Consider the following 11,370-nt stretch of genomic DNA (forward strand, 5'->3'; position numbering starts at 1 on the left):
GTCGGCGTACCCGGCCGGCGGGACATCGTCAGACCGTCGGCCCGGAGCCCGCCGAGGTCGGCATGACCGGCCGGACCTCGATGTTCCCGGACGGACAGAGCTTGGCGAGCTCGAGCGCCTGGTCGAGGTCACGGGCCTCGATCACGTAGAACCCACCAAGCGCCTCCTTGGTCTCGATGAACGGCCCGTCGGTGACGAGCGGCTCGGCCCCCTCGCGCTGCTTGACCGTGCTCGCCGTACTCGACCGCTCCAGCGCCTCCCCACCGAGGATCCGCGCCCCGGCCTTCTCGACCGCCTCCGAGAAGGCTCCGTGCAGCTTCATCGCCTGGCCCCACTCCTCCGCGGTGAGGTTGTCGTACCACTCTTCGCTGTCGAACAGCAGGAACATGTACTGCGCCATCTCCGGCTCCCTTGTCTAGGGCTTCTACTGGACATCTTGCTGACGATCGGCGCCGCACGGAATCGACAACGCCGGGAAGGAATGTTCACTACTGTTGAGTACATGGAACACCTCGACGTCCTGATCGTCGGCGCCGGGCTGTCCGGCGTCGGCGCCGCCTACCGGCTGCAAACCCAGTCTCCGGACCGGTCGTACGCGATCCTGGAGGCGCGCGACGCCCTCGGCGGCACCTGGGACCTGTTCCGCTACCCCGGCGTCCGGTCGGACTCGGACATGTTCACGCTCGGGTTCCCGTTCCATCCGTGGAAGGCGGCCAAGGCGATCGCGGACGGCCCGTCGATCCTGGAGTACCTGCACGAGACCGCGGCCACCTACGGCATCGACAAGCACATCCGCTTCGGCGAGCGCGTCGTACGGGCGTCGTGGTCGTCGGAGGAGGCGCTGTGGACCGTGGAGACGAGCCAGGCGTCGTACACGTGTTCCTTCTTGTATGCCTGCAGTGGGTATTACGACTACGACTCGGGCCATGTGGTCGACTTCCCGGGGCAGAGCGAGTTCCAGGGGCGGATCGTCCACCCGCAGCACTGGCCGTCCGACTTGGACTACACCGGTCAGCGCGTGGTCGTGATCGGCAGTGGCGCGACCGCGGTGACGCTCGTACCGGCCATGGCTCGTACGGCGGAGCACGTGACGATGCTGCAGCGTTCACCGAGCTATGTGGCGTCCAGACCGGCTCATGACGCGTTCTCCGACCGGTTGCGCGCCGTACTGCCCGAGAAGCTCGCTCACCGGCTCATCCGCGGGAAGAACGTTGCCTTCAGCACGGCGGTCTACAGCGCCTTCCGGAAGTGGCCGGCGCATGCTGCGTGGCTGCTGAACAGCACGGTGGCCAAGGAGCTGCCGGAGTCCATCCCGGTAGACCCTCACTTCACTCCCCGGTACAAGCCCTGGGATCAGCGACTGTGTCTGGTGCCGGACGCAGACCTGTTCGAGGCACTGCGCGATGGCTCGGCTGCCGTGGTCACCGACGAGATCGAGACGTTCACGCCGACCGGGCTGCGGCTGCGGTCGGGTCAGGAGTTGGAGGCGGACCTGGTGGTCACCGCGACCGGACTCCGCATGGTTGCACTCGGCAACATCCAGCTGACGGTCGACGGGCAGGTGGTGGAGCCGCATGACACCTTTGTCTACAAGGGGATGATGCTGAGCGGCGTACCGAACCTGGCTTGGTGCATCGGCTACACCAACAACTCCTGGACTCTGCGGTCCGACCTGACCTCGCAGTACGTGTGCCGGCTGCTCAACCACCTCACCGCGACCGGCACCAGCATCTGCGTCCCCGAGATCGACCCGGCCGAGTACGACGCTCCCCCGCGGCCGGTGGTCGATCTGTCGTCCGGGTACATCCGGCGTGCCGCCGCCATCCTGCCGCGCCAGGGCTCCACCGGCCCCTGGCGCCTGCGGCAGAACTACCCTCGCGACCTGCTGTCCCTGCGGTTCAGTCCGGTCGACGACGGCACCATGCGGTTCAAAGCACCTACGGGACCGGGACCGGCGGCTGCGGTCCGACGTACGTCGCGATCGGCCTGATGATCTTGGGGTCGGTGGCCTGCTCGAGGATGTTGGCGGACCAGCCGATCACCCGGCTGACGGCGAACGTCGGCGTGAACATCGCGCGCGGGACGCCGCAGAGCTCCATCACCACACCGGCGTAGAACTCGACGTTCGCGTAGAGGTTGCGGCCGGGCTTGAGCTCCGCCAGCACGTCGACGATGCGCTGCTCGACGGTGGTGGCGAAGTCGACCAGGTCGCCGCCGATGCCGCGGGCGATGTCGCGCAGCATCAGCGAGCGGGGGTCCTCGGTCCGGTAGACCGCATGACCGAAGCCCATGATCCGGTCGCCGGCCGACACCTTCGCCCGCACCCACGCGTCGATGCGGTCCGGCGTACCGATCTCGTCGAGGCTCGCCAGCGCCCGGTCCGGCGCGCCGCCGTGCAGCGGTCCGGAGAAGGCTCCGATCGCGCCGGCGATGGCGGAGACGACGTCGGCACCACTCGACGCGATCACTCGCGCGGTGAACGTCGATGCGTTGAACCCGTGGTCCACGGTGGCGACCAGGTAGTGCTCGATCGCCGTCGCCTCGATCGCACTCGGCTCGGTGCCGGTCACCAGGTAGAGCCAGTTCGCCGCGGCGGTCAGGTCGGCCCGTGGCTCCAGGGGCTCGAGTCCTTCGCGCAGCCGGTACAGCGCCGCCAGGATCGTCGGCGTCACCGCGCACACCAGCATCGCGTCGGCCTTCCGGCGGGCCGGATCGGCGTCGAACAGCGGCGGAAGACTCCGTACGGCGGCCAGCAGCGACAATGCGGTGCGGAGACCGGCGAGCGGATTGAACTTCGGACCCGCGGCCGCGATCGCGGGCAGGACCGCGCTGACCTCGTCGGGCAGCACCCGCAGCGGTGCCAGCTCGGCGATGAAGCGTTCCCGCTCCGCCGCGGTCGGGAGGTGGCCCTCGAACATCAGGAACCAGACGTCTTCGAGCGTCTTCGACTTGGCGAGGTCGATCGCCGAGTACTCGCGGTAGTGGTAGAACCCCTCGTCGCCCCGGACGTCGCCGAGGGTCGTCTCGGTGACGACGACGTTGCGCAGGCCGGGCGGAACATTGATTGTTGTTGACATATCTTCAGAGTTGACAGGCAATCAACTATTGTCAATATTGATCCAGTCAACATGAAGGCTCGGAGGAGCGCGGATGCCGTCGCAGAGTGACGAGAATTACCTGACCACGGCCGAGGTCGCGCGCCGGCTGCAGGTGAAGCCGGAGACGATCTACGCCTACGTGAGCCGCGGCCTGCTGACGAGCGTCCGCGCCCGGGGCCGCCGCGGCAGCCTGTTCGCGGTCGCTGACGTCGAGCGACTGGCGAGCCGGTCCGTCGAGCACTCCGGCGTGGTCGAGCGCATCGAGTCCGAGCTCACCCTGCTCCGCGACGACGAGCTCTACTACCGAGGCCACTCCGTCCGCCACCTCGCAACCCACTGGACAGTCAAACAAGTAGCCCACCTCCTCTGGACCGCCGAAACCCCCACCGGCACCACCCCAGGCGGCACCAGCCCCGGCGGCACCACCCCAGGCGGCACCAGCCTCGGCGGCACCACCCCAGGCGGCGTGCCCCCGGGCGGCACCACCCCTGGCGGCGGTATGTCTGGTGGCTCGGCGGCGGGTGATCGGGGGGTGAGTGACGAGCCGGGGTTTTCGGTGGAGCGGGAGTTGGTTTTGCTGGCTCGGTCGGCGATGGAGGTTGTTCCTCGGACGGCGCGGTTGACGGATCAGCTGCGGGTGGGGGTTGCCGTGCTGGGGGCTGCGGATCCGTTGCGGTTCGATCTGTCGCCCGGTTCGGTGACTGCGGCGGCGGAGCATTTGATCGGCACGCTGGTGACCGCGTTGCCGGGGCCCACCGACTACGTTCGGGAGACGCTCGGTGCGAGGCTCTGGCCGAAGCTCTCGTCCCGGCCCCCGCGCCCGGAGGTGCTCGACGCGGCGCTGATCCTGCTGGCCGATCACGGGCTGGCCGTCTCGACGGTGGCAGCCCGCGTCGCCGCGAGCGCCCGGGCGAACCTGTACGCCGTGGTGTCGGCCGGGCTCGGCGCACTGGACGGGCAGTACCACGGCGCCGCGCCGACGCTCGCCTACGAGTTCCTGGAGCGGGCGCAGGGAGACCCACTGGGTGCGTTGTCGGATCAGCTGCGATCAGGTGAGCCGGTGCCGGGCTTCGGACACCGGATCTACCAGCACCGCGATCCTCGGGCCGAGGTACTCCTCGAGCTCCTCGGGGACCATCCGATCGTGGAGACCGTCGCCACGGTCGCCGCCCGGACGCCGGGATTCCCGAACAGCGATCTGGCCATCGCGGCGATGATGCACGCCTACGACTTCCGGCCGGATGCCGGGGACGCGTTGTTCGCCCTGGCCCGGATGATCGGCTGGACCGCGCACGCCTTGGAGGAGTACGCGGCCCCAGCTCTCCGCTTCCGGGCCATGGGCATCTACACCGGCGAGACCGGCTGACCCGCCGATCCGCCGAGCGACCGACCGGCAACCGGCTGATCCGGCCGACCGGCAACCGGCTGATCCGGCCGAGCGGCTAGTCGGTTACTTGGCGCTGAGTTTGACCAGGGTTGCGGCACCGGGCGCGAGGTCGACCGGGATGGGAGCGACTGGACGAGCCTGGTAGGTCTGGCTCGCCGCCTGGAAGAGGCCGACGGAAGCAACCGTCTGCTGGTTCGGCGTGACGACGGCTCGGGCGCGCTCGTGGTGGGAGCGGTTCGCGACCAGCAGCCAACGATCCGCGGACGTGGTGTCGCGCGCACGGAAGGTGCCGATGACCACCGGGCTCCCGGAGACGCCGGTGACCAGGTTCGTGGGAGTGAAACCGACGGCACCGTTGGGCAGCGGCGTTTCGTTGGCATGGGCCACGGACTCCGACACCAGCGGCTTGAGCTCACGCCCGACCTGGTGCAGCCAGGTCGTGTTGATCTGCCGGGCGGCGGCGTACCGGGGTGTACGGCGGCCGTCGACCGTGATCAACGCCGGCCCGAATCCTTCACCGCGTGCGGCCTCGGGAGTCCAGTAGGTGAAGTACTGGATGCCCTTCGCGCCGTAGGCCAGGCTGATGTTGACCTGCCAGAGCAGCTCGGCCGCGGTCGGCTCGCGGTGGTTGTCATAGGCAAGCGTCTGGATGAACACCCAGGACGGGATGTCACCGTGCAGCGCGGCGTCCCGGACGATCGCCCAGTTGTGGAAGTAGTTCGCGTCCTCACGGCCGTCGGACAGCAGCGGGTACCGGTCGAACGAGATCAGGGACGGGTTCACCACGTCGACGAAACCGCGGTAGTACGCCGGGTCGTCGGACGGGAACAGATTGATGTACGGCAGCAGTCCGGGCGCGAGTTCACGCGAGATCGCCACGGCCTTCGCCAGCGTGCCGAACCAGCCCGGACCGGGTTCGTCGTACAAGTTGAAGCCGGCCAGTGACGAGAACGGGCCGTAGGCGTCGCGGGCGCGGATGTAGAGAGCGCTCGCCTCGGCCGGCGTGACGCTGAGGAAGTCGGTGGTGGTGTCGGAGATCGAGAACCAGCGGGACATGTTGCGGATCTGGATGTCGTCCGAGATCAGCATCTGCAGGCCGGCGGTGCGGGCGAGACCGAGCTGGTACTGGAAGATGTTGCCGTCGCCGGCGTAGTTGCCGGAGATGATGAAGTCGAACCCGGCGGACTTGATCTCGGCGTACCGCTCCGCCGTACTCGCGTACGGATGCGGCGGCCAGAACAGGCCGATCGGGAAGTCCGGCCCACCAGTCAAAGGCAGGTCAGCCGGCGAGGGGACGGCCGCAGGCACGACGCCGGCGGCAACCCCCGCCGACGCGCCGGCGGCCGGCGCGGACGCGCCAGACGCGGACGCGGCCGGAGCTGCGGCGGCTGTCGAGGCGGTGGCGGCGGTGAGGGCGGTGGCGCCGGCGCCCAGGAGCAGCGTGCGGCGGGTGGGGCCAAGGATTTGGTGCGGGCTCTGCATGGTTCTCCTTCGGAGGGCGGTCGAACGGAGCAAACAGAAAAGTCAGGGCCGCCGTCGGTGGTCGGCGACGGCGTCGGCGGTGGCATCGAAGGCCTGCTCCGCCAAGGGGTAGTCGCGCTGCGCAACACCGAGATAGAGCGCGTCGAGCACGATCATCTGCGCATGCCGGCCGGACAGTCCGCCGGTCCGGAACGTGACATCGCGAGCAGCGGTGACCAGTACGACGTCCGCCGTCCGCGCGAGCGGCGACCGCGGGTAGTTGGTGATGGCAACAGTCGTCGCACCCTGCCGGCCGGCCCGGCCGAGTGGCTCGAGCACCTCGATCGTCTCGCCACTGTGCGAGATGCCGATCGCGACATCGCCGACACCGAGCAGCGCCGAGCTCGCGAGCGCGGTGTGGACGTCGCTCCAGGTCGAGGCACCGCGGCCGATCCGGTGCAGCCGGAGGCGCAGGTCCTCGGCGACAGAGGCGGACCCGGCGACGGCGTACAGGTCGATCCGGCGGGCGTCGGAGATCGCCTGGATCGCCCGGCCGAGCGCGTCCCGGTCGAGCGAGGCGACGGTGTCCTCGAGCGCGCGGGTGTCGGCACGCAGGAGGGTCCGGAGTACGTCGTCGAGCGAGTCGTCCGGACCGACTTCGGAGCCGGTCCCCCGCTCCCAGCTGGTGCTGCTGCGCCCGCTCTCGGCCGCGAGCGTGAGCCGGAGCTCGGCGTACCCGGACAGGCCGAGCGCGAGGCAGAACCGGGTCACGCTCGGCAGCGACGTACCGCACCTGGCCGCGAGCTGGCCGATCGTCGACGAGGCCACCGCGGCCGGATCGCGCAGGACCTCGGTCGCGATCCGGGCCTGCGCCGGGCTGAGCGCGGGCAGCAGGCCGTTGATCCGCGCTTCCAGGCTCGGCGGTGGCGTCTCGGCGAGAACCGTCATGTGAATAATTCTCGGAGCAGGCCAGCGCCGATTACAAGCGTTCACAGCTGACCGGATCCGGCCAGCTGTCTCGACTCAGAACAGAGCGGACATCAGCCGGCGGCGCGCCTTGATCACGCGGTCGTCGTCGGCGCCGACCACCTCGAAGAGCTCGAGCAGGTGCAGACGGACGGTGTTCCGCTCGTCGCCCGCGGTCGCCTGGACCGTGGCGATCAGCCGGTTGAACGCGTCGTCGACATGCCCACCCATCAGGTCGACGTCGGCGACCAGCAACTGCGCCTCGACATCGGTCGGGTTGTCCGCCGCCCGGGTCCGCAGGTCGGCCGGGACGTCCTGGGTCCGCTTGACCAGCTGCACCCGCGCCAGCCCCGACTTCGCCTCGGCGTCGCCCGGCGTCTCCTTGAGCAGCTCCTCGTACGCCGCGATCGCGCCGTCCAGGTCACCCGCGCCGACCGCGTTCTCGGCCTTCTCGTACCGCGGGTTCGGCGGCGGCTCCTCCTCGTCGGAGGTCTCGCCCGCCGGACCGACCGGCTCGGCCCGGCCGGTGATGCCGTTCGCGACCGCCACGGTCAGCAGCTGGTCGAAGTACTGCCGGGCCTCCGCGTCGCCGACCGCGCCCTGGAACAGCGGGACCACCTGGCCGCGCAGTACGGCGATCACCAGCGGAATCGTCTGCACACCGACCGCCTGGGCCAGCTGCGGGTTCGCGTCGATGTCGATCCTGGCCAGCAGGAACTTCCCGGCGTACTCGGTGGACAGCTGGGCCAGCACCGGGCCGAGGGCGTTCGAGGCCTCCGAGCGCGGCGACCAGAACTCGACCACCACCGGGACCTGCAGGGACCGCTCGATCACGTCGGCCTGGAAGGTCGGTTCGCTCACGTTCAGCACGTACGAACCCGCGGCGCCACCGCCGCCGGCCGGCGCGCCGGGACCCGCCGGACCGGCCGGCCCACCGGGCTTGCGCAGGGACGACAGATCGATCGCCCCGGGACGGGAGAAGTTCGACTGACTCACGACTGCCCTCGCATTCCGTTCACGTTCACAGGGTCCATCCTCTATGACGACTGCGAACTGCGTTGCGGCCGGGTGGCCAGGAGGAGGCGGGCCAGGCCACTTCGGGTGCCCGCGACGGCGATCCTGTCGCCCGGCTCGAGCACCACCCGGTCGTACGACGGCGTCCAGTCCCAGGCCGTCCCGCCGGTCTGCCGGGCCAGGACCCGCAGGCCGCCCGCCTCGTCCAGCTCGCCCAGCCGCAGGCCGACCGCGACCGAACCGGGCTCGACCGTGACCTCGGTGAGCAGCAGCACCCGCCGACCGGCCGGCACGGTCACCTGACTACGCCGGTTCGCCACCGCGGCCGCGATCGCCGGCGCGACCAGCATCGACACCGACCGGCTGTGCCCGAGCCCGAGCTGCCGCTCGACCCGCTGGGCCAGGTCGTGGTCGAACATCCGCATCGTGATCCGGGCGTCCGCGTTAAGGTCACGGACCACCATCGCGGACTCGAGGTTCGTGATGTCGCCGTCGGTGAGCGCGAGGACCGACTGAGCCCGCTGCACCCCGGCCGACCGCAACGTCTCCTCGTTGCTGCTGTCGCCGATGACCACCGGGATCCGGAGCCGGTGCGCGGTCTGTACGCCGGGCGCGTCCTCGTCCTGCTCGACCCCGACCACCGCGACCCCGCGCTCGGCCAGGATCTCCAGCACCCGGGCTCCGACCGTACCGAGGCCGCAGACGACCACGTGGTTGCGCGGCCGCCCCCGGACACCGCCGATCACCCGCGACAGCCGGGCGCCGATCAGCGAGTCGACGACGACCGCGGTGAGCAGGGCCATCAGGACGATGCCGGTCAGCTGCACCAGGACCGCGGCGACCTTCACCCACGGATCCGCGCCGGAGAACTTGTCGTCCTCGATCCCCGCGGACGTCACCGCACCGGACGCGAGGTAGACCGCCCGCCACCACTCGATGTGACCGACGAAGTGGATCACCGCGGTCCCGACCACGACCAGGAACGCCATCACCGCGGCGATCCGCCGGACCCGCCGGTCGAAGATGTCGCGCAGTCCCATCAGCCAGCCGGCCCGCCGGACGTCCTTGGTCCGCCACACGGACCGTACGCCGGTGCCGAGAACGATGTCGCCCTCCGGGTCGGAGCTGGCCATCGGCAGCAGGTCCGGCGTCGCCGACGACGTCGTGTCGGCCAGCACGGTCAGATGCGGTTCCCGGATCAGATCAGCCTGGCCGGCGACCAGCCGGCGCCCGCCGATCTCGAGCCAGGTGAGCTCGTCGTCCTCCAGCGCGTCGGAGACGAACGCCGGCGCGGCGAGAGTGGGTCCGGAGATCATCACGCAGTCGCCGAGCAGGCGGAGCAACTGCTTGCCCAGCCGCGGGTTGACCATCTGCACGATGATCCGCAGCTCGGGATCCATGTCCCGCGCGGTCAGCGCGGTGTGCACGTTGTGGACGTCGTCGGTGTCGAGCAGCACCAGGGCGCGCGCGGTCGACGGGTTCCCGTCCTGCGCGTCGATGCCGGCCCGGCGCAGCAGCGCCTCGCTGATGACACGGACGCCGATCACGTGCGCGCCGAGCTCGCCGATCCGGTCGTAGTGCCGCGATCCGGGGTTGACGATCGCGGTCACCCGCTCGCCCGAGCCCACGAGCTCGGTGACGACTCGCAGCATCGTCCGGTCCGAGCCGCAGACGACGACGCTGCGCCCTTCGAGCGGACCGATCGCGGCCCGGGCCGTCGCCTCGACCGGTGGTGGCGCCTCCTCCTCAGAAGCGGGCGGGCTCTCGGTACTCTCCCCACTGTTCCCGAAGAACGTGACAGATTTCCCCCATCGTGGCCTCCGCACGCGCCGCCTCCAGCATGGGCTCGATCAGGTTGCCAGTCCCGCTGGCCGCCTCCACCAGAGCCGATAGCGTACGCCGGACCCGGTCCTCGTCGCGGTGTGTCTTGCGCGCGGCGAGCACCCGGCACTGCTCGACCTCGACCTCGTGGGAGACCCGGAGGATCTCCAGTTCGCCGGAGACGGTGTCGGTCAGCGTGTTGACGCCGACGATCTTCTTCTCGCCCTTCTCCAGTTTCTGCTGGTACTCGAAGGCCGCGTCGGCGATCTCGGCCATGAACCAGCCGTCCTCGATGCCGCGCAGGATGCCGCCGGTGATCGTCTCGTCCGGGCTCATCTCCTTGATCCGGGCAAAGATCTCCTCGGCCTCGGCCTCGATCTTGTCCGTCAGCGCCTCGACGTACCAGGATCCGCCGAGCGGGTCGGCGACGTTGGTGACGCCGATCTCCTCCATCAGCACCGATTGCGTCCGCAACGCGATCTCGGCCGACTCCTCGCTCGGCAGCGCGAGCGTCTCGTCGAGTGCGTTGGTGTGCAGCGAGTTGGTCCCGCCGAGGATCGCGGCCAGCGCCTCGACAGCCGTGCGTACGACGTTGTTGTAGGGCTGCTGCGCGGTCAGCGACACGCCCGCGGTCTGGGTGTGGAACCGCAGCGACTGCGCCTTGTCCGTGCGCGCGCCGTACACGTCGCGCAGCCAGCGGGCCCAGATCCGGCGGGCCGCGCGGAACTTCGCGATCTCCTCGAAGAAGTCCAGGTGGCTGTCGAAGAAGAACGACAGGCCGGGGGCGAACACGTCGACATCGAGACCGCGGGACAGGCCGAGCTCGACGTACCCGAACCCGTCGGCGAGCGTGTACGCCAGCTCCTGCCCGGCCGTCGACCCGGCCTCGCGGATGTGATACCCGGAGACGCTCAGCGGCTTGTACGCCGGGATCGTCGACGCGCAGTACTCCATCAGGTCACCGATCAGGCGGAGATGCGGCTCCGGTGGGAACAGCCACTCCTTCTGCGCGATGTACTCCTTGAAGATGTCGGTCTGCAGCGTCCCGTTGAGCTTGGTGAGGTCCGCGCCCTGCCGCTCGGCGGCGACCAGGTACATCACGAAGGCCGGGACGGCGGGGCCGGAGATCGTCATCGAGGTCGTGACGTCCTGCAGCGGGATGCCCTTGAACAGCCGGTCCATGTCCGCGGCCGAGTCGATCGCGACACCGCAGTGGCCGACCTCGCCGAGCGACTTCGGGTCGTCGGAGTCGCGGCCCATCAGCGTCGGCATGTCGAACGCCACGGACAGGCCGCCGCCACCGCCGTTCAGGATCATCTTGTACCGCTCGTTGGTCTGCTCGGCGTTGCCGAAGCCGGCGAACTGCCGGATCGTCCAGGCCCGGCCGCGGTACCCGGTCGGGTACAGACCGCGGGTGAACGGGAACTCCCCCGGCCACCCGATCCGCTCCATCCGCGGGTCGTCGACTCCCTCGGGAGGTCCGTAGACCGGCTCGACCTCGGTGCCGGAGAGCGTGGTGAAGTCCGCCTCCCGCTTGCGCGCCGCGTCGTACCGCTGCTGCCACCGGCTCCGGCCGGCGGCGATCTGCTCGGCATCCATCAGTCAGACCTCCTCGGGAACTGG

9 protein-coding genes are annotated in these 11,370 nt (G+C 69.9%); 2 read left to right on the plus strand and 7 right to left on the minus strand.

Annotation, left to right across the window (positions count from 1 at the left end; all coding sequences use genetic code 11):
• Positions 1-28: 28 nt before the first annotated feature.
• The gene (locus ACZ6O0_RS28035) at positions 29-400 is read right to left on the minus strand and encodes a YciI family protein (RefSeq protein ID WP_465767969.1); all 372 of its coding nucleotides are present in this window, start codon (positions 398-400) and stop codon (positions 29-31) included.
• An 81-nt stretch (positions 401-481) separates the two neighbouring features.
• Here ACZ6O0_RS28035 and ACZ6O0_RS28040 point away from each other — a divergent pair, with 81 nt between their 5' ends.
• Positions 482-1,990, plus strand: coding sequence for a flavin-containing monooxygenase (locus ACZ6O0_RS28040; RefSeq protein ID WP_465767970.1), 1,509 nt, complete (start codon positions 482-484; stop codon positions 1,988-1,990).
• Here ACZ6O0_RS28040 and ACZ6O0_RS28045 read toward each other — a convergent pair.
• Entirely contained in the window at positions 1,938-3,077 is a 1,140-nt protein-coding gene (locus ACZ6O0_RS28045; protein WP_465767971.1) for a citrate/2-methylcitrate synthase, read from the minus strand. The genes ACZ6O0_RS28040 and ACZ6O0_RS28045 overlap by 53 nt on opposite strands.
• 73 nt (positions 3,078-3,150) lie before the next feature.
• Between ACZ6O0_RS28045 and ACZ6O0_RS28050 the strand changes: the two genes are divergently transcribed.
• Complete coding sequence (locus ACZ6O0_RS28050; protein ID WP_465767972.1) at positions 3,151-4,464, plus strand: citrate/2-methylcitrate synthase; 1,314 nt, start codon at positions 3,151-3,153, stop codon at positions 4,462-4,464.
• Between the two features lie 84 nt (positions 4,465-4,548).
• Here the strand turns inward: ACZ6O0_RS28050 and ACZ6O0_RS28055 are convergent, their stop codons facing one another.
• The 5 genes from ACZ6O0_RS28055 to ACZ6O0_RS28075 all read right to left on the minus strand — a co-directional run bounded on the left by ACZ6O0_RS28055 (position 4,549) and on the right by ACZ6O0_RS28075 (position 11,346).
• A complete protein-coding gene (locus tag ACZ6O0_RS28055; RefSeq protein ID WP_465767973.1) occupies positions 4,549-5,967 on the minus strand; it encodes a hypothetical protein in 1,419 nt (472 codons plus the stop codon).
• 42 nt (positions 5,968-6,009) lie between these two features.
• On the minus strand, positions 6,010-6,894 hold the full coding sequence (locus tag ACZ6O0_RS28060; RefSeq protein ID WP_465767974.1) for a MurR/RpiR family transcriptional regulator: 885 nt from the start codon (positions 6,892-6,894) through the stop codon (positions 6,010-6,012).
• A gap of 75 nt (positions 6,895-6,969) precedes the next feature.
• On the minus strand, positions 6,970-7,908 hold the full coding sequence (locus ACZ6O0_RS28065; protein WP_465767975.1) for a co-chaperone YbbN: 939 nt from the start codon (positions 7,906-7,908) through the stop codon (positions 6,970-6,972).
• 41 nt (positions 7,909-7,949) lie between these two features.
• Positions 7,950-9,752 (minus strand): NAD-binding protein, encoded by a 1,803-nt coding sequence (locus ACZ6O0_RS28070; protein WP_465767976.1) that lies wholly within the window; start codon positions 9,750-9,752, stop codon positions 7,950-7,952.
• Positions 9,673-11,346, minus strand: coding sequence for an acyl-CoA mutase large subunit family protein (locus ACZ6O0_RS28075; protein ID WP_465767977.1), 1,674 nt, complete (start codon positions 11,344-11,346; stop codon positions 9,673-9,675). Before ACZ6O0_RS28075 ends, ACZ6O0_RS28070 begins: the two co-directional genes overlap by 80 nt.
• Positions 11,347-11,370 lie beyond the last annotated feature (24 nt).

It is taken from the genome of Kribbella sp. NPDC048837 (genome assembly GCF_055586945.1).